14 protein-coding genes and 1 pseudogene are annotated in these 18,938 nt (G+C 43.9%); 7 read left to right on the forward strand and 8 right to left on the reverse strand.

All coding sequences use genetic code 11. The features are described from left to right. Positions 1–5: 5 nt before the first annotated feature. The gene (locus GTW09_RS06440; RefSeq protein ID WP_071980888.1) at positions 6–1,262 is read right to left on the reverse strand and encodes a sugar MFS transporter; all 1,257 of its coding nucleotides are present in this window, start codon (positions 1,260–1,262) and stop codon (positions 6–8) included. A gap of 206 nt (positions 1,263–1,468) precedes the next feature. Here GTW09_RS06440 and GTW09_RS06445 point away from each other — a divergent pair, with 206 nt between their 5' ends. The 3 genes and pseudogenes from GTW09_RS06445 (at position 1,469) to GTW09_RS06455 (ending at position 5,403) form a co-directional block, all read left to right on the forward strand. Then, positions 1,469–2,821 carry a GH1 family beta-glucosidase gene (locus GTW09_RS06445; protein ID WP_163110975.1) on the forward strand — a complete coding sequence of 451 codons (1,353 nt, stop codon included), beginning with the start codon at positions 1,469–1,471 and terminating at the stop codon, positions 2,819–2,821. Between the two features lie 23 nt (positions 2,822–2,844). Continuing rightward, a pseudogene (locus tag GTW09_RS06450) lies at positions 2,845–3,836 on the forward strand (LacI family DNA-binding transcriptional regulator). A 1-nt stretch (position 3,837) separates the two neighbouring features. Then, on the forward strand, positions 3,838–5,403 hold the full coding sequence (locus tag GTW09_RS06455; protein WP_163110977.1) for a sugar porter family MFS transporter: 1,566 nt from the start codon (positions 3,838–3,840) through the stop codon (positions 5,401–5,403). 99 nt (positions 5,404–5,502) lie between these two features. On the opposite strand, the gene GTW09_RS06460 is transcribed toward GTW09_RS06455, so the two are convergent. The 6 genes from GTW09_RS06460 to GTW09_RS06485 all read right to left on the reverse strand — a co-directional run bounded on the left by GTW09_RS06460 (position 5,503) and on the right by GTW09_RS06485 (position 12,803). Then, complete coding sequence (locus GTW09_RS06460; protein ID WP_163110979.1) at positions 5,503–7,062, reverse strand: ATP-binding cassette domain-containing protein; 1,560 nt, start codon at positions 7,060–7,062, stop codon at positions 5,503–5,505. Beyond that, positions 7,059–8,876: an ATP-binding cassette domain-containing protein gene (locus GTW09_RS06465; RefSeq protein ID WP_163110981.1), complete on the reverse strand. Its 1,818-nt coding sequence runs from the start codon at positions 8,874–8,876 to the stop codon at positions 7,059–7,061. Before GTW09_RS06465 ends, GTW09_RS06460 begins: the two co-directional genes overlap by 4 nt. A gap of 129 nt (positions 8,877–9,005) precedes the next feature. Next, positions 9,006–9,119, reverse strand: a complete 114-nt coding sequence (cydX, locus tag GTW09_RS06470) for a cytochrome bd-I oxidase subunit CydX (protein WP_032097673.1) — start codon at positions 9,117–9,119, stop codon at positions 9,006–9,008. A gap of 10 nt (positions 9,120–9,129) precedes the next feature. Continuing rightward, on the reverse strand, positions 9,130–10,263 hold the full coding sequence (gene cydB, locus GTW09_RS06475; protein WP_163110983.1) for a cytochrome d ubiquinol oxidase subunit II: 1,134 nt from the start codon (positions 10,261–10,263) through the stop codon (positions 9,130–9,132). After that, a complete protein-coding gene (locus GTW09_RS06480) occupies positions 10,260–11,840 on the reverse strand; it encodes a cytochrome ubiquinol oxidase subunit I (RefSeq protein WP_163110986.1) in 1,581 nt (526 codons plus the stop codon). Before GTW09_RS06480 ends, cydB begins: the two co-directional genes overlap by 4 nt. 306 nt (positions 11,841–12,146) lie before the next feature. Then, entirely contained in the window at positions 12,147–12,803 is a 657-nt protein-coding gene (locus tag GTW09_RS06485) for a Tll0287-like domain-containing protein (RefSeq protein ID WP_163110988.1), read from the reverse strand. A 377-nt stretch (positions 12,804–13,180) separates the two neighbouring features. Between GTW09_RS06485 and GTW09_RS06490 the strand changes: the two genes are divergently transcribed. After that, positions 13,181–14,521: a sigma-54 interaction domain-containing protein gene (locus tag GTW09_RS06490; RefSeq protein ID WP_163111413.1), complete on the forward strand. Its 1,341-nt coding sequence runs from the start codon at positions 13,181–13,183 to the stop codon at positions 14,519–14,521. A 26-nt stretch (positions 14,522–14,547) separates the two neighbouring features. Here the strand turns inward: GTW09_RS06490 and GTW09_RS06495 are convergent, their stop codons facing one another. Beyond that, positions 14,548–15,324: a sulfite exporter TauE/SafE family protein gene (locus tag GTW09_RS06495; protein WP_071980896.1), complete on the reverse strand. Its 777-nt coding sequence runs from the start codon at positions 15,322–15,324 to the stop codon at positions 14,548–14,550. Positions 15,325–15,429: 105 nt separating this feature from the next. On the opposite strand from GTW09_RS06495, the gene GTW09_RS06500 reads away from it, so the two are divergent. The 3 genes from GTW09_RS06500 to GTW09_RS06510 all read left to right on the forward strand — a co-directional run bounded on the left by GTW09_RS06500 (position 15,430) and on the right by GTW09_RS06510 (position 18,831). Then, entirely contained in the window at positions 15,430–15,606 is a 177-nt protein-coding gene (locus GTW09_RS06500; RefSeq protein ID WP_156844088.1) for a hypothetical protein, read from the forward strand. 879 nt (positions 15,607–16,485) lie between these two features. Then, complete coding sequence (locus GTW09_RS06505) at positions 16,486–17,709, forward strand: MFS transporter (RefSeq protein ID WP_239059299.1); 1,224 nt, start codon at positions 16,486–16,488, stop codon at positions 17,707–17,709. Between the two features lie 342 nt (positions 17,710–18,051). Next, the gene (locus GTW09_RS06510) at positions 18,052–18,831 is read left to right on the forward strand and encodes a siderophore-interacting protein (protein ID WP_163110990.1); all 780 of its coding nucleotides are present in this window, start codon (positions 18,052–18,054) and stop codon (positions 18,829–18,831) included. The last annotated feature ends 107 nt before the right edge of the window (positions 18,832–18,938 follow it).

Consider the following 18,938-nt stretch of genomic DNA (forward strand, 5'->3'; position numbering starts at 1 on the left):
ACTCCTTAATCTTTAATCAGTTGTGTTACACGGCTGCCTATTAAACCGTAGTAGGCGATGTACAAGTAACAAGAAGCCGGTAGCAAGAATGAAAGTGTGACGCCGATATTATCAGCCAACATACCTTGGAAAAGCGGGATAATCGCTCCCCCTACTATGGCCAAGCACAAAATACCTGAGCCTTGCGGTGTATCTTTGCCAAGTTGCTGAAGCGCCAAACTGAAAATGGTAGGAAACATGATGGAGTTAAATAAACCCACACCAAGCACGGTCCATAGTGCAAGTGGCCCCGTGGTAGAAATCGACAGCACAATAAGAAAGATAGCCATAACTGAATTAAATGCCAACACGATGCCGCCGGAGACTTTTTGCATAACAACTGCGCCGATAAAGCGTCCGACCATAGCGCCGCCCCAGTAGTATGCAAGCAACTTAGATGCTTTTGCCTCAGTTAGCCCAGCCACTGAAGGACTAGCTAAATAGTTTACTAGCATGCTACCTATGGCAACTTCGGCACCGACGTACATAAAAATGCCTACAGCACCGAGAACAAGATGCCTATGCTGCCAAGCGCCACCTTTGAATATGCCGGTATTAGTACTGGTGTGGTTGAGTTTAGGCAGCTTTAAATAAAGAAATACCAACGCTAGTAAAAGAAGCGATGCAGCGAGTATAAGATAAGGAATTTGAACATCGGAAGCCGATGCCGTCGCCGCGTTGTGTTCGCCTGTTGCCCCGTACATAAGATACGAACCAAAAAATGGCGCTACCGTGGTGCCAAGAGAATTAAACGCCTGGGTCATCGTAAGTCGAGAAGAGGCCGTTTTGGGGTCTCCTAACGCAGTTACATATGGGTTAGCCGATACCTGCAAAATAGTGATGCCCGACGCTAATACGAAGAGCGCAAGAAGGAAAACCGCATATATTTGGCTTTCAGCTGCAGGGTAAAACATGATGCAACCCAAACAGGCAATACCCAACCCAAGCACAATACCTTTTTGATAACCTATTCGTGATACCACTAGCCCGGCAGGCAGTGAAACAATGAAATAGGCGCTAAAAAAGCAAAACTGAATAAGCATCGCCTGTGTAAAGGAGAGGTTAAACGCACCTTTTAAGTAGGGGATAAGGATATCGTTCAGGCAGGTAATAAATCCCCACATGAAAAATAATGTTGTTAATGAAATGAGAGCAAAGCGATAATTACCACTTGGCGCTACATTATTCACTGGCTGCGAGTCAGGTTGCGTTGGTATGTCCACTGATAACCTCTATTGCTATTTTTGTAATTAATGATAAATTAACATTTGTAAGCGCTTACACGAGCAAGACTACTTACTTGTAAGCGCTTACATTTCAGTGAATAATTACATGAAGCGTTGCTGAATTCAATGTAAAAATCATGTTATTTTTGATTTATGAATAACAAACTATTTTGTACAGTTTGTTAAGCTTAGGACATGAGACAATGCCAAACATCACGCTCCCTGCCAACTCCTTGTTGTTATCAAAGGATTTTTTATACGGCGTAGCTACCTCAAGCTTTCAAATTGAAGGCGACCGAAGCGGTCGACTAGACTCAATTTGGGACACATTTTGTTCACAAAGCAATACCATTGAAGACAATTCTAATGGTGATGTTGCGTGTCAGCACGTCGAAAAATGGCAAGAAGACGTAGCGCTTATTGCGGGGCTTGGCGTGGATGCTTATCGTCTTTCAATCTCGTGGCCAAGAGTGGTTAATAGTGATGGTTCGGTGAACGACATTGGCATGCAGTTCTACGTTAACTTGGTTGACGAACTGGTTAAGCGAAATATAAAGGTATTTGTTACCTTATATCACTGGGATCTCCCCCAATATCTTGAAGATAACGGTGGCTGGCTTAACAGAGACACAGCAACTGCCTTTGCGCACTACACAGAGCTTGTAGCTAGCGCGTTGGGAGATAAAGTGTACTCTTATGCCACACTCAACGAACCCTTTTGCTCTGCATATTTAGGCTACGAATTAGGCATTCACGCGCCGGGAAAAACCGGTATAGCGAATGGCAGACAGGCAGCACACAATTTGCTTTTGCCCCATGGTTTGGGCATGAAAGTGCTTCGTGAGAAATGCCCTAACAGCCTAAATGGTATTGTGCTTAATTTTTCAACTTGTCACAGTGCTACAGATTCACAAGCCGATGTGTTGGCCGCAAAGCTTGCCGATGAATACCACAACCGCTGGTATTTACAGCCTATTATTGAAGGGACTTATCCCGACATATGCCAACAGCTGCCAAATGAACAACAGCCGGATATTCACGAAGGCGATATGGATATTATTTCTCAGCCAATCGACTTTCTTGGAATAAATTTCTACACACGCACGGTATATAAAGCGACAGAAGACGGCTGGTTTGATGTCGTAGAGCCTAAAAATGTTCCTCTTACTTCTATGGGTTGGGAAATTACCCCTGATGCATTTACCGAAATCTTAGTGGATTTGCATGACCGCTATTCTCTTCCTCCTATTTATATTACCGAAAATGGCGCTGCCATGAATGATGAAATGGTAAATGGAGAAGTGGTAGATTCCGACCGAGTCGATTACTTTAACTCGCATTTAAACGCTGTTCACAATGCCGTTAAAGCCGGTGTAAATATTCAGGGATATTTTGCTTGGAGTTTAATGGACAACTTTGAATGGGCGCTTGGCTATACAAAACGGTTTGGTATTGTTTATGTCGACTACGAAACACAGAAAAGAACGCTGAAGCACAGTGGAATTGCGTTTCAAGAGCTGGTGAAAAGTAGAGTTAATGTTACATTAGCAGTATAGAAAAAGGATAAGTACTCTACACCATGGCAACAATTTACGAAGTATCAGAAGCAGCCGGCGTTTCATTAGCTACCGTTTCCAGAGTGATGAATGGAAATACAAAGGTTAGCGATAGAACGCGAAAAAAGGTTGAAGCCGCTATGGCTATCAGCCCAATGCTATCGCGCAGTCTTTAGCATCTAATCGCACAAATAGCGTGGGTCTTCTTGTTTCTGAGCTTCATGGTTCCTACTTTGGCGACCTAATGAGCACCGTTGAACAGGTGTTAAAACAATACGGAAAGCACGTGATCATTACCGCAGGGCACGTAGATGAAAAGCGAGAGCACGAAGCTATTGAGTTCCTTAAAAGCCGACGCTGCGATGCATTGATACTTCACGCCGAAGCCGTATCTGATGAATACTTAAATACCCTGTGCACGAGCGACCTTCCCGTTATTATTATCAACCGTCGCGTAGACGGTTTAGATGATAACTGTTTTGTAGTAGATAATGAAAAAGGTGGCTATTTAGCCGCTCGCACTGCGATTGACCAAGGGCACACATCAATTGGTTATATTAGCGGCCCTAGTTTTAAGAAAGATGCTACCGACCGACTTGCAGGTCATAAACGCGCACTCACAGAAGCCGGCATTGAGATTAAAGACGAGCATATCTTTGAAGGTGACTTTCATGAGTCTTCTGGTCAAGACGGTATGCACTTCATGAAAAAACACTTCCCAGACATGACCGCACTTATTTGCGCCAATGATGAAATGGCCTCTGGTGCAATGACAGCAGCACGAGAGTCTGGATTGGAAATTCCGCAGCACTTGTCTATTGTCGGTTTCGATAATGTGTTGTTTTCTCGTTATCTTTACCCCAAGTTGACCACTATTAATAACCCTATTCAGGCAATGGGGGAAATGGCAGCTCGCTGGGTACTTAAAAATGTTTATAACACCAAAATTAATCATTCTATTGAACACTTGTTCGTACCTGAAGTAGTAGAACGACAATCTCTGAGCAAACGCTAATATGCTAAAAACCGTGCCGACTTCGCTCTATTACACACTTATTGTCTCCTTGGGGGGCTTTATTTTCGGATTTGATGCCAGTGTTATTTCGGGCGCTATTGGTTTTATTGACGTAGAGTTTGCGCTCACAGACTGGCAACAGGGCTTTGTGGTGAGTTCTCCTACCCTTGGGGCACTATTTGCCATGCTGTTTGCAGGTGCAATAAGCGATGCAATAGGACGGCGTAAAGCGCTTATTATTGTTGCGATGTTGTATTTCATTTCCGCAATATGCTCTGCGTTAGCGCCAAACTATGCCCTTCTTGTATTGGCGCGTTTCATCGGTGGCATTGCCTTTTGCTCACTCATTATTGCTCCTGTTTATATTTCTGAGATAAGCTCGGCGAAACACCGCGGTAAAATGGTGTCGGTGAATCAGCTCAATATTGTGCTGGGCTTTGCCCTTTCATACTTCAGTAATTACTACTTTTTGCAGTTGAGTAATAGCGACATCTCCTGGGTGAAAGAGCTTGGAATAGACACCCACACTTGGCGCTACATGCTTGGTTTAGAAACTATACCCGCAGTTTTGTGGTTCACACTTCTTTTCTTCGTACCTAAAAGCCCCCGCTGGCTGCTGCTCAAAGGAAAAACGGAAGAGGCCAAGCAAACCATTTTTGCGCTTTTCGATGCCGAAGAGGCAAAGAGTCAGTTAAACGATATTCAATCGTCTCTTTCCGAAAAGACATGGTCGCTTAAAGAGCGGCTGGGGTTTCTGAACGCAAAAACTATGCGATATCCGCTATTTGTGGGTATCACTTTAGCCATTGCGCAGCAAATTACTGGTATTAACGTTATCTTCTTTTATGCCCCTACCATTTTTGAGCAAAGTGGTGTGGGTACCGATGCAGCATTCATGCAAGCCGTATGGATTGGCATGGTGAATGTAGCCTTTACGATAGTCGCTATGCTTACCATTGATAAATGGGGCAGAAAACCACTGCTTATTGTTGGCCTTTGCGGTGTAGCCATCAGCATGACGGTGTGCGCCTATGGCTTTAAACAGGCAACTTATGAAATTGAATCAGGGGATATAGCAGAAATTCAAATTGTTGACCCTCAGCTTGCAGAAAAGCTGCTGGCTGTGGAAGGCAAAGTGTATTACTCAGATGTTGAATTTAAACAAAGTCTGCAAAGAACGCTCACAACCGCACAATACGATAACCACCAGCAGCTTATTTTAAATAGCAGTATCTCTATGAATGCGCCGCTGGTGCTGTTTGGTATCATTGCGTTTGTGGCGTCTTTTGCGGTATCTCTCGGCCCAGTTATGTGGGCCATGCTGGCAGAAATTTTTCCTAACCAAACCAGAGCAATTGCCATATCACTGGTGGGGGTTATTAACTCATTAACCAGCTTTTTAGTACAGCTAGTTTTCCCTTGGGAGTTAATGAACTTTGGCGCTGCCGCCACTTTCTTTATTTACGGTATATTTGCGCTCGTAAGCCTTGCTTTAGTGGTGCGGTTCTTCCCCGAAACAAAAGGGCGAACACTTGAGCAAATCACTGAAAATTTCCAATCTAGGTAAATTAGCCGAGTGAGCTATCCGGATAAACTAGCTAGCCAGATAAACTAGCTAGCCGGATAAACTAGCTAGCCATGTAAGCCTAACGTGAATAGTAATGCGTTAAGCGAACTGACGCTTATGCTGGTTCACACTTTTAATACTCGCTTCTTCCAGCATAATGTGTTTATCGATAGATAGAGATGTCGGTAGTACGTGAGAGGCTACGATAACTAATTTACTTTGCGCCTCTTTTTCAAGTAATTTGCAAACTCGCTCTTGGGTTTTAATATCAAGGCCCTCAAATGGCTCATCTACCATTAACACCAGCGGATTAGCTAATACAGCTCGCCCCAAGGCAAGGCGTTTTCGCTCACCACCAGACAATTGCCTGCCGGATTTACCAACCCAATTGGTCAACGGCAAAATAGAGTCGAGGCTCAACTCTTCTAATAACTCACACATAGTATCTTGCGCGATATCACTCCCTGCGGGGTCTAAATTCATTTTCACACTGCCAGATAAAATGATGGGATCTTGCTCTACATAAAGCCAGCGCTTTACCATCCCTTCTGATATGGCATGATCATCAACACTACGCTCACCTTCAGCAGGCAATAAACCAGCTATTGCTTGCAAAAGAGATGATTTTCCACAGCCAGACACACCGCTTATGGTTACCACACCTGTTGAGGGTAGACTTACTGTTACCGGAACCGTAGTGCGATTTTTCGCTGCAAAGTGATTAAGTTGTAGCGACGTACAAACAGGCTTTTCTGCCAATTGCTGTATGGGCGATGTACTCAAACAATTTAACGCGTTGTTGCTCTGTTGATGCTGCGCGGCATTTGCAACAGCATTAAAGCTTGCCGATGCCCAATCCGGTGCAGCTAACAGCACCATAGGAACTATAAGCGCGATGGGAGCGAAGACGGCGATCTCAGAAAATGGCAATAAGCCTGCCATCAATAACAAAGCAAGCGCAAAGGCAACACCTTGAAACATCCACATTGTGTGTAAAGTCTTTTTCTTTTGGTTAAGCTGCTGTCGCCATACAGGCATTGCGCTTGGTGCATGTTCAGCGGCCTTTTTTCTGTTCAAGTGCCAAATGGGGCTTGCCGCTAAAAAATGTGAGGATGCACGTCTAAACTCTTTCGTTGCGTAAGTATTTTCACGAGCGGTGGCTAATGCACTCAGCCATTGAAATGTAAGTAAAATAATCCATGCGCTATACAAGGCAACAAGATAAACAGCGCCAGGGAGATTAGTCCATAACGCGGCTATACACATCACCGTGAATATGAAGAGGACGCTAGATAAAGGAGAAACCCACGCAATCCATTTACTGGCAAGCACTTCTGTATGCTGAGCTAATGCTTCAGTCGACGATGCTTTATCTTCTAATTGACAGTTCTGTAGCTGAGAAAAAACATCCATTCTAACGGTCGCAATTCGCGCTAATAGGTCCTTATGTCCTACCCACATGCTGGCATAACCGGATGCAATACGAAGTAACGCTAACCCTCGAATGACAACGGCAGGAATAACATAATTAAACCCAACGGGCGCAATTGCGCTTATAGCAATAAACCATGAAGAGATAACCAAAATACTCAGCCCAGCTGCAGCGTGAAGCATAGCAAGCAATAAAGTTATATACGCAGGTTTGCTTTCATTGCTCATGTTAACTGCTGCTCCTCTCCCGACGGTCTTTGATGACCTAACTCGGTTTTATCTATAACGTGCTTGTTTTCAATGTGCCAGAAACCAGTGAACCAATCTGCTGGCAGCGCTTTGTGGGAAGCCCATATCACTGTTTTATCGCGAGTGAGTTGGTAAATTAGTTGTGCAAGGCGGCAATGCTGATCGTCGGGCAGGTGAGCCGTGGGCTCATCAAGCAACCATAAAGGACGGTCTCGCAACAGCGCTCTCGCTAGGCTTAGACGCTGCGCCTCTCCTCCTGAAAGCAGCGGGTAGTCGGTCATTACCGTATCTAAACCGAAAGGTAACTGTTTGAGCCAATCAGATAGCTCTACTTTTTCTAAGATGGCGATGAGCTGCTGATCACAATACTCATCATGTAAGCATAGGTTCTCCCTCACATTACCTGGCAAAATGACAGGATGCTGAGTTAACCATATTGATGAACACTCACAACGATGTGTTGCCCGGCGCTGACCGGCCAATGCTTCTAAAAGCAGCGTTTTGCCGCTTCCCGAACGTCCACTGAGTAATATGCAATCGCCTTGATTAAACGCGAGAGTTTGCGCTGTTAATAGGGATGGGCTGTCTTGCACTGGGTCAGCCACTTCATCAAATACTGCAAATTCATTCGCCAAAAATCCATTCCCATTTTCGACTGGCGCTGAACTTGTTGTTGCTACCTCTGTTTGCGAGCCGCGCGCTTGGGCTGAGCCTGTGCTTTCTTCAGTGCTTGCTTCAGTATTTGCTTCAGTGTATCCCTTATCTTCATATCCCTTAGCTTCAACACTTGGGGAGTAGCTAACTAACACCGGCGCGAGCGTCTCCATTGCAGATTCTGCCTGTGCTTTTTGGTGATAAATTTGACCCAGTTTTTTCATTTCACTTAGTAGTAAAGGAACGACCAGTAAAATCCACAGGCCCTGTTGTAGGGTAATGTCAGGGCCAACATTAAGCTCATTCAGTAATGTAAAACCTATAAAAACGGCCACTAACGCCACAGAAAGCGTGGCAAAAAAATCCAGTACACTGTTTGATAAAAACGCAACACTCACCACTTTCATGGTGCGTGAGTTTAAGGTGTCACTTGCCTCTTTGAGTAAACCGGTTTGCCTTTCATGAGCCTGAAAGGTGGACAGCATAGGCAGCGCCGCAAGCCTGTCGGTAAACATACTGCCAAGACGGGATAATGCGATGAAATGTTTTTGATGAAGCGCAGCTGCTCCTTTACCCACAATGATCATAAACAAGGGCACAACTGGAAGTGTGACCAATAGCCCAGCACCGATAACCGGATTCACAAAGAATATTACCGCCAACGCGAAAAGCGGCACTATTACTGCGATAGTTTGTTGTACGCTATATTCTAGCGCCCAATCGGTTAAGTCATGCGATTGTTTTTGCCATAGCGACTGCCAGTAAAACGTCGTTTGCTGCCGAACCAATGCGTGCTGACGCGCAGAAAAAACCGCTGTTAACGCCGTCTCTAATTTGGATAGCATGTTGGTTTTACTAACAATAGACTGCTGATTATACAGTCCTTGAAGCAACCAAGAACAAAAGAGAGAAAGGGCCATTCCGATAATATGTGTATTTGCTCCGTGGGCCTTGTTCACCACCCAGTTATGGGCAATATGGGAGAAAAAATAGAACCCAATGATTAAAGAAAAAAGCGACAAACACTTAATTACCACAAGGCGCAATTGTGATGCGCGCACACCAAGCTTGTGCGACTCATCAAGCAGTTTACGCCAAGTTGTCAGTGTTTGCCGGTTGGGAACCTTTTCTTTAGTCACTGTTTGCTCTTTTAATGCTATGGTTTTGTTTGTGTTTACATTGCTGCCAACACATCGTTAAAAAACAATGCAGCCCCTTACTTATACTAAGGGGACTGCATCTCTTACACTTTCACAGTTCACACTGTGTTAGTCTGCGTCTTCGGGCCGGTCCATATTTTCAGTAGACTCAAGCCACATGGCGTTAATAATGCCAAAAGAACAGGCAAGTAATACTCCAAGTATCCAAGCGAAATACCACATTGTTGCCTCCTTAATAAATAGTGTGAGATTGGTCTAAGTCGTCGTTTTTGATGCGACCGCGCATGACATAGAAGCTGTAGGCAGTGTAGCTAAGAACGATTGGAACAAAGATGCAAGCAACGATGAACATTACATTAAGTGTTAAGTGGCTTGATGTAGCGTCCCATACCGTTAGACTTGCCGCTGGCATAGTGATGCTTGGCATTAAGAAAGGAAACATAGACACACCAGCAGTCAATATGACGCCTGCAATGAATAACGCACTAGATACAAACGCCATTCCTGCATTGCCCTTTTTAGAGAAAAATGCACAAGCCAGCCCACCAACAACACCTAGTACTGGCGCTATAAGCGTTAATGGGTAGTCGCGGTAATTGTTTAACCATGCTCCCGCTTCAATAGCCACTTCTTTTTTCAAAGGATTAGATGTTGCTAACGTATCAACGGCAGAGGTAATTACAAAGCCATCTAAGAAAGCCACCCAAATACCTGCGAGAACGAAAAGCGCAACCCCGGCTAAACTTAAAACGATAGATACCACTCGCGCCCGAACCTCAATAAACCCATCCGTTTTCATTTGCAACCATGTGGCACCGTGGTTAAGTAATATAGCCACAGACAACAGACCCGCTACCAGTGCAAATGGCGTGAGTAACCCAAAGAACGAACCTGTGTAGGTAGAGCGTAAGGTATTGTCCATCTCAAAAGGTACGCCTAATAACAAGTTACCAAACGCCACACCGAAGATAAGTGATGGAATAATACCACCGGCAAATAACGCCCAATCCCACGCTTTTCTCCACTGAGGGTTTGGTAGCTTGCTGCGGTAGTCAAAACCAATAGGCCGCATCCATAAAGCAATAAGCGTTAGCGCAAGCGCAAGGTAGAAGCCAGAAAACGCAGTGGCATAGATGAGCGGCCAAGCTGCAAAAATGGCACCGCCTGCTGTGATGAACCACACTTGGTTACCGTCCCAGTGGGGACCAATGGTGTTTATCATTACACGGCGTTCTTTGTCAGTTTTTCCAATAAGCGTTAGCAGTGCCCCTACTCCTAGGTCAAAACCGTCGGTAACGGCAAAACCAATAAGCAGTACACCCACCAAACACCACCAAATAACGCGCAGCAGTTCATAATCAATCATACTTTTGCTCCCTGATTGTCTAGGTCGATTAAATCAAGATCAGATTCAGTTTGTGTTTCTTCAGGTGGAACCGGACCTTTTTTGGCAAACTTCTTCATTAAGTAGAAAGCAATAATGAACATCACAGTGTAAAAGGCGGTGTAAGCAACCATAGTAGTAACTACATCGCTAACCGCGAGATTTGAAACAGATGCATGCACAGGAAGTATTTCAGCTATTGACCATGGCTGACGTCCATATTCAGCAACAAACCATCCCGCTTCACTCGCTACCCAAGGAAGGGGCAAGCTAAACAAAGACGCTTTTAATAGCCAGCGAGGCTGAGTAATCCGGTGTTTTGTGCTGTAGTAGAAGGCACAGATAAACAGCGCTAGCATGATAAAGCCGGACGCCACCATGAGTCGGAAGCTCCAGAACAAAGGAGCTACTGGCGGAATACTATAGTCTACCGCTTGCTGTAACGCTTTTTCAGAAGGATTTGACACATCGTTGGTGTAAGGCTCAAGAAGCATAGCGTAACCCAAGCTGTCTTTGTGCGCCTCAAACGTTGCACGCTCCTGCTCTGTGGCGGTGCCATCTCTTACACTATCTAGCAACTCGTAAGCCTTTATTCCTTCAAGAATTCGCTCTTTATTTTGCTCTTTAAGATCTTTTATTCCAGAGACTTCTTCTGTTAATGAGCGTGTTGCAATAATGCCCATAGCCCATGGTATTTGAAGCGCGTACTCAGTTTTTTCTTCCTCATCATTGGGCAAGCCAAATACAGTAAATGGCGCTGGCGCTGGGTGAGTTTCATACTCGGCTTCTACCGCAGCTAATTTTACTTTTTGGACATCGCCTAGCTCATAACCACTTTCGTCACCAAGTACGATGACTGACAATGTAGCCGCTAAACCAAAGCTTGCCGCAATGGCAAACGAGCGACGGGCAAAAGCAATATGCTTATGATTGAGTAAGTAGTAGCTAGAAATAGCTAATACGAAGATAGCACCAGTGACGTAACCTGCTGAGACTGTGTGGACAAATTTCACCTGTGCTACCGGATTGAATATAACTTCTGCGAAGCTGGTCATTTCCATGCGCATGGCTTCAAAGTTAAAGTCAGCACCAACTGGGTATTGCATCCAGCCATTGGCAATTAAGATCCACAGTGCAGAGAAGTTTGAGCCAATGGCAACCAGCCAAGTAGCCATAAGGTGTTTCACCTTAGACATTTTGTCCCAGCCGAAGAAAAAGAGACCCACAAATGTCGATTCTAAAAAGAACGCCATTAGGCCTTCAATAGCAAGCGGAGCGCCAAAAATATCACCCACGTAATGTGAGTAATACGACCAGTTCATACCGAACTGGAACTCCATCGTTAAGCCTGTAGCCACGCCGATAGCGAAGTTAATACCAAACAACTTGCCCCAAAATTGAGTCATCTGCTTGTATATCTCTTTGCCGGTCATAACATAAACCGACTCCATGATGGCTAGTAAAAAGCTAAGCCCCAGCGTTAGGGGCACAAATATAAAGTGGAACATTGCGGTTAACGCAAATTGCCACCGCGATAGTTCTATTAACGTATCGCTCATGGGTCTTCTCCCTCGTATCTTCGGTGCGCTTTACACACTTAACAATAATGTTAGTCAATTAGCCTGTTGCAAAAACTGTTGCGAGCTACCCCTATTTTTAAGTAGCAGTCGCAAAGTTATCGTTCTTTCGGCTTTCTCATCACAGATAAGAGCACTATGCCCCCACTGTTGAGTGAAATTATTGCACCTAGAAGACGGGATAATTTTGATCCAACGCAAGATAGCGAGAAAATATTGCTGCCATTTTTGTCAAAAAAGGTGACAAAAATGGCAAATTGGAATAATTAGAGGTAACAAGACTATGCCTTACTCAGCATCTGTTGGTGAGTATCTCAAAGTGAACGCGCCGCGCAAGCTGCCAGGCTTAAAGCCGGTGGCTTCATCTTCAGGGTATGCCTTTTTAATCGCACTTAACACAGAGGGGGCCACTTGTTCACCATGACACGCCGTACACACTTGACCTGTGGTGATAGCCTTCATATAGCGAAACTCGCCGGTCTTCCCATCAACGTGGGTAGCCTCTAAGGGACCAGTGACATTTTCAGATAATTGCTCAGCAAACTTTATGAGCTGTGCCGTTTCCCAGTCGTCGGGTTTATTATTTGGGTTTCTTACCCTTAGCGCCGTTCTACCCACCGTCCACCCCTCTTTACTTAAAGAATGAGCGATGGGTTCTGCTACTAATTTACACTCCTCGACTCCTGCCTCTAGGCCTCCGCGCTTTATTGCCTCTTGCAAGCGCGTTTTTAGATTGCTTCCGAGCTCCTTCGCGTGAGCACGCGCTTCATTGCGCTTATCTTGTTCATTGAGATCTGTTGTAGTCTGCTGTACCGCACTAGCTATGCTGCTAAAGCCCACCAATGCAAAACATATGTATTTTGATAAATTGGCTAGATTGAGTTTATTTGAGTGGCTCGTTTGTTTATCGCATTTTTCCGATAATACCTTTACTTCATTTTTCATTTTTTCACCCGTTGATTAGTTCGTATTCGTTGTTTATGCCAATTCATAAGGCTTATGACGAAAAACTTTCGTCGAACAGTTTTTATCAATAGTTTGCTCTCAACAGGCAACTATCAAAAAAGCGTTATGAAAGGTGAGCTTAAGTGTTTAGTAAACAAGCGACGTGCCAATGTGCTAGCATTTTTAATTGTGGACACAGATACTATCTGGCATTGATAGAGCTAAGCGGCAAATTTCGGGCTCAAAACTCTTTTACAGAAAGTGAAAGTAATACCAACAACATTGCTAAAAACCCATATAAAAATGAGAATAAAGACGATGTGGCAACCAACGGAATATAGTGCAAGCAGGATATGAATTTTTCTATCATTCAAGCCATGATCGACGCCATCGATAAACCGGCCATTTTTATTAGCCCCGACTATGTCATAGAGGCGGTCAACAAACCGTATAAAGACACCTATCCTGTAAATATCAAGCTGGGTTTCAGTACCTGTTATCAGGTGTCACACCGCAATAGCAAACCTTGCAACGAATGTGGCGAGACTTGCCCTATGCAGGAAAGCAAAGAAACGGAAAAGGTTGCAAGTGCTGTACATATTCACTCCACCAATGAAGGGCAAAGTTATTGCGATATTCTTATGCGCCCTATTTTCGATGGCCAAGGAAACTTGATAGGTTATTTAGAAATTTTAGATAAGTTGGCATTTGCGTCTAACACACCCTCAAAAGGAAAATTGGTTGGCGAGTCTGACGCGTTTAAAGCCATGCTGAACAAGATCAATAGAGCGGCAAAGTCTGATATTGCGGTGCTACTCCAAGGAGAAACGGGAACTGGAAAAGAACTGGTTTCACAAGCCTTGCATTCATCGAGTTACCGCGCAGATAAGCCCTTTGTGGTTATTGAATGCACAGGTTTAACGGACACCTTATTTGAAAGCGAGCTTTTTGGTTATGAAAAAGGTGCTTTCACTGGAGCATCGTCAAATAAGAAAGGGTTGGTTTACGCTGCCGAAGGCGGCACCTTGTTTTTCGATGAAATTGGAGACGTGCCTTTAAGCATGCAGGTTAAATTGCTCCGTTTATTTGAAACACAAACCTATCGCCCAGTTGGCAGCACGGTTGTAAAAAAAGCAAACTTCAGATTAATTTGTGCATCGCATAAAGACATCTATGCCCTGGTTCAAACAGGAGAGTTTAGGCAAGATTTGTATTATCGAATTGCAGGGTTTCCAATAACGTTACCGGCCCTGCGAGAGCGCCCCACAGACATTCCACTTTTAGCTGAGCATATTTTAAGAAACCTTTCAGATAAAAAACGTCTTCATAAAAACGCTATTAAGCGGCTCACGCACTACGCTTTTCCTGGCAATATTAGGGAGCTGAAAAACATTATTGAGCAAGCTGCGTTGCTGTCTAATGAGTCTGTAATTGGTGAATGCGACCTTCCTGATACAGTTTTACGCACTGCACCTAAAAAACATGCAGGATTAAGCAAAAGCTCGGCTCTGGTAGCAAAACAGCCCACGCTTAATATGGACGAAAACCTAATACTCGATGCAGTTACAACGCTTGAAAAGGCAGAAGAGTTCTATCTAAAAAAGGTGTGTCAGCACTACAGCGGCAGCATGGAAGAACTTGCCAAAGCACTCAATGTAAGCGTGAGAACCTTGTACAGAAAGCTTCAAAAAGCCGATATCAGTATAAAAACAAAGTAAAATAAATTTTGCTAAAACTCCGACCGCTATAATAGGCCTGCATTTTGTATCGCCTGCCATAGCAACCTAATTGCAAGTAAGGTAATAACGGCTTTAAACAACCAATTGAAGGTTTCGTTTGGCACGCGTTTAAGCACTCGTAACCCAACAAAAGTACCTAATGCACCACTTGCAATCATGGCAACAATAACACCGCCCCACTGACCGAAAGAAAACCCCACAAAGAGAAAAACGAACGCTTTCAACGCATGTTGAATGGTCATACAGGTTGCGAGTGTTGCGGTAATACGCATTTTGTCAGCAACACTACGATGAACAAATGCAGCAACTAAAGGCCCTGTTGCCCCCACGAACATGGAGAGGATTGTGGTAATAAACCCTGCAATGCTGCGCCCAATAGGAGATAGTTCATGCGCTTTAGGTTTCTTTCCCCACACCATAAAAAGGATAAATCCTGAAACCGCAAACTGAATAAACACCAAAGGAAGCTGCACAACAATAAATGATGCCAAAATGCCACCTAGTAAGGCACCAAAACTAAAGTACATGACGATTTGTTTATCGACATGTGTGCGGGTCATTAACGCTCTATTCCCGTTTGAGCCAAGCTGAACCAGGCCATGAACTGGAATAAGCGCAGTTAATGGCAAGGTTGAGGCTAGAATAGCTAATAGCAGAACGCCACCGCCTATTCCCAGAGATGCTGTAATCAAGGAGGTAAAAAATGAAGCCACTATAAGCAAAGTAGCGCTTAAAGTGCTCAGTGCACCACCTGCTGTTATGAGTTCATAAAAAATATTCAAACAAGGTTTCTCCAAAAAAAAGCGGCAACACATAATCAACATGGGGGTGATCAAACCTGCCCTCTAAGGCATTTAAAATTTGTTCAACGTAAATGGTGAAATGCCATGGCTACGCCAAGATATGTAATGAAAGCCCTTGATACTTTATTAGACGAGCACAGCACCATATCGTCTAAGTCCATAGCACGCCAAATTCTTAAAAACAGCGGGTTAAGCGAGGATGATATAAAGATGTGTGTGAAAAAGCGAACGCTATCACACACCTATATTTTTGAGGCATAACGACTGTGGCGATTGATAAATTAAGTTTTCCCCTATTACAAAATCAAGCAACATCTTCTTCAATACTTGAAAAGGTAGATGCCGCTCTCTACCAAGCTAAAACAACTGGAAGGAGTAAGGTAATATGCGCTTAAGCCGTGTGTAAAAAGCAACACAACATTAAGAAAAATTTACACTCTCTACTTTACTTACCTTGTCACGCCAGCCCCCAAACCTCTTAAAAACACAATAAAAAGATTTAAAAACAATGACATATGAAAATAAAAACAAAAGATGATTGCTTGGCACGAATAAAGCATAAATTAGACTAACGGATAACAAGAGTCGTAATATGAAGCCAGGAAGGCTTTTGAAATGGAGAGTCCATATTACGAAATAGCGAGCTTTGATGGAAGACGATTGTCACGATATAAGGATTGCGTCATCCACGGAAAATGGAATTTACTCAGCATCGCTTAAGGAAATTGTTTTACGTTGCATTACTCATCGATGATGCGGTTGGGTTGGAATAAAACCAGCAAACTGAGCAGGATGCAGCAACCTTGGTTAATACGGAAAATGACTAAGATTGTCAGTACCCTCATCGAAAGTTTCGACATTGATGTCGCATGCTACGAAGGAATGTTACCTATTTGGACTGGTTGAAGAATGTGTGTTACTTCAGCCGGACCATAACGAGGACATTGATAAAGTCATCGATTTTATCAATGAGTTGTCATCAGACGACTGCCCTCTCCCCACAAAGACCCATCCCGGTCTTTACACAACTCTGATTTTTGCCCGCCTTTGGCGGGTATTTTTTGCCTGCTCAAAAGAATGAAAGCGAGTTCATGCTATTATGTGCGCTCTTTGCAATATCCTCTATTTAGGTTAACTACTTTGCAGCCTTCTTCTCCTGTCGTATTTAGAATGTTGTTCTGCGCCATGCTTGCCACTTCGGTAGGACAAAGTGTAATGCTAGCGACGCTGCCATCAATGGGCCGGCAAGCGAATTTATCTGAATTTCATATAGCGACAATCATGTCGAGCTCGGCACTTATTTTTGCTATCGGTACCAATGTGTGGAGCAGAATAGCGCGACGTGCTGGGTTCAAGCGTACATTGCTTATAGGCCTTGCAGGCTATAGCGCGGGAACGTTTGCTTTTGCGAGTGCGTGGATGGTTGGATTTTCAGGTATTATCAGCGGAACTAATTTATTTTTAGCATTGCTCATAAGCCGAAGCTTGCAGTCTACAATTATGTCGGCTACGCCACCGTCTGCGGTTGGCTATGCTGTGGCAATTAGTGCCCCAGCACTGCGCGTTAGTGCAATTAGTAAAGTAACATCTGCCAGCAATGTGGGTCAGATCATAGGGCCGGCCTACGCAGGTTTGTTAGTTGGATTTGGTCTTTTGGCCCCACTTTATAGCATAGTGGTGCTCACCCTGTTGGCATTTGCCCTCGTACTTTATAAGTTACCGGTTTTACCGCCGCAAAACTCCACTGAACAAAAAGTGCCTACGGTCGCTCTAGAAGATAAGCCAACCCGTGTTCCCTATGTATTTGTAGCAAGCTGTGTATGTGTATTTGCAGCTATGGCAATGATGCAGCAAACCATGGGCTTTTTCTTTATCGATTTTTATGGGAAAAGCCCTGTAGAAGCTGCTCGCTTAGTTGGGTTTGCAATGATGGTGAGTGCAGTCACGTCATTAACCGTTCAGTTTACCATTGTGCAAAGGGCGCGATTGAGTAAAGAAATCATGATGTCCTTAGCCCTTCCTTTATTATCCCTAGGCTATCTTATTTTGTATTTTCAACAGAGTTTTGCTGTTTCATATATAGGCATGGCTGTTATGGGCTTAGGTATGGGCATGGCATATCCCTCACTTGCTGCAGCAGCAACTACTTATTGCGCCAAGTCTCAGCAATCATCAATAACCGGTTTAATTACCGCAACTACTGCAATGGGTTATATTGTGGGTCCTCCACTTGCTGCTTTTTTGTATCAACAAAATATTGCGCTTCCATTTGCCGCTTCAAGTGCACTTATGGCCATTGTTTCCATTGTTATTCTCATCACGCTAAAACAAATAAAGCGCTCGAATTCGCGCCAGAGCCCTTAGTTACAAGGAGTAATAAACCGTATTTAAAAAGTTACCTAATTATTTAAAAAAATGCGGAACCTTTTTGATAAACCGCTATCTTAAATTATACACGGAGTCGTTGAGTGTTCGATTTTGTGTAGTGTGTATGTGTTTTCCAAGTGATATTGTGTTTTTTGAAGGGGCGTTTCGCCCCTTTTTCTTTTCTCGCTTCTTTTTTGCTATTCTCTCTCTTTCCTATTTTCTTCTTTTTAAGCGCTTTCTAAAAAGCCGAACTTAATGTGGATAATTGTCAACATTTCTCACATATTAATGATAATCATTATCATCTAGAATGTGAAACATCAACTAAAGGAGACAATGATGCCAAAACCAAGTCCGCGCCTTGCAGAAGTGCTCAAAACTACCCGTATTTCCCCTTCCATTCAACGGATTCATTTAGGTGGGGAAGAGCTTAACGCATTCCCTACAGTTACCCCTGGTGCCTATATCAAACTAATGTTTGACCTCAATGGCCGCCCTTTAACCTCTGCTGGCGAGAAAGGAAATTTCGCTATGCGTACTTATACTGTTAATAGTGTAAACCCAGATAAACCTGAGATAACCGTGGATATGGTACTCCATGCAACCGATGGGCTAACTGGACCTGCGGCTGCTTGGGCGGTAAATGCTCAAATAGGTGATAAAATAATGATCGCTGGGCCAGGCACAAGTAAAGGCCTTAGTGAGTCATACGATTGGGTACTGCTGGCAGGCGATTTAACAGCATTGCCAAGCATAAGAAATCATCTCGCCTCCCTTCCAAAAGATGCAAAAGGTTACGCCGTTATATCCATCGAGCATAATGATGATATCGTTTCATTGGAAACTCCCGAAGCCGTTGATGTTATCTGGGAAATAAAATCATCTTTAACTGAAACCATTTCGTCACTTACTTGGCATGAGGGCCAGCCCGCTGTTTGGATAGCCTGTGAGTTTTCGGACATGCGTAATATACGACGCTGGCTTAAAGACGAAAAAAGCCTGCCTCACGAACAGCTTTATATAAGTAGCTACTGGAAAAAAGGCCGCAGCGAAGATCAGCACAAAATCGATAAACGCCAAGATAGTGAAGCCTATGCTAAGGCGCTAGCAGAAAGCTAATTTGGCCAAGTGAGATGTGAGCAGTCGTGAGTACTTATTTAGATGAACTGTTGGCATGCAGAATTTTCAAGAATTTGTAGAAACTGCAATATATAGTTAAGCAACAG

This window comes from Alteromonas hispanica, from assembly GCF_010500915.1.
GTDB lineage: Bacteria > Pseudomonadota > Gammaproteobacteria > Enterobacterales > Alteromonadaceae > Alteromonas > Alteromonas hispanica.

Excerpts from the sequence above, each read along its gene's own strand:
- GTW09_RS06480 (WP_163110986.1), bottom strand. The coding sequence starts at position 11,840 with ATGAGCGATACGTTAATAGAACTATCGCGGTGGCAATTTGCGTTAACC.
- GTW09_RS06510 (WP_163110990.1), top strand. The coding sequence starts at position 18,052 with ATGCCAAAACCAAGTCCGCGCCTTGCAGAAGTGCTCAAAACTACCCGT.
- GTW09_RS06445 (WP_163110975.1), top strand. The coding sequence starts at position 1,469 with ATGCCAAACATCACGCTCCCTGCCAACTCCTTGTTGTTATCAAAGGAT.
- cydB (WP_163110983.1), bottom strand. The coding sequence starts at position 10,263 with ATGATTGATTATGAACTGCTGCGCGTTATTTGGTGGTGTTTGGTGGGT.
- GTW09_RS06485 (WP_163110988.1), bottom strand. The coding sequence starts at position 12,803 with ATGAAAAATGAAGTAAAGGTATTATCGGAAAAATGCGATAAACAAACG.
- GTW09_RS06455 (WP_163110977.1), top strand. The coding sequence starts at position 3,838 with ATGCTAAAAACCGTGCCGACTTCGCTCTATTACACACTTATTGTCTCC.
- GTW09_RS06490 (WP_163111413.1), top strand. The coding sequence starts at position 13,181 with ATGATCGACGCCATCGATAAACCGGCCATTTTTATTAGCCCCGACTAT.
- GTW09_RS06500 (WP_156844088.1), top strand. The coding sequence starts at position 15,430 with ATGGCTACGCCAAGATATGTAATGAAAGCCCTTGATACTTTATTAGAC.
- cydX (WP_032097673.1), bottom strand. The coding sequence starts at position 9,119 with ATGTGGTATTTCGCTTGGATACTTGGAGTATTACTTGCCTGTTCTTTT.
- GTW09_RS06460 (WP_163110979.1), bottom strand. The coding sequence starts at position 7,062 with ATGAGCAATGAAAGCAAACCTGCGTATATAACTTTATTGCTTGCTATG.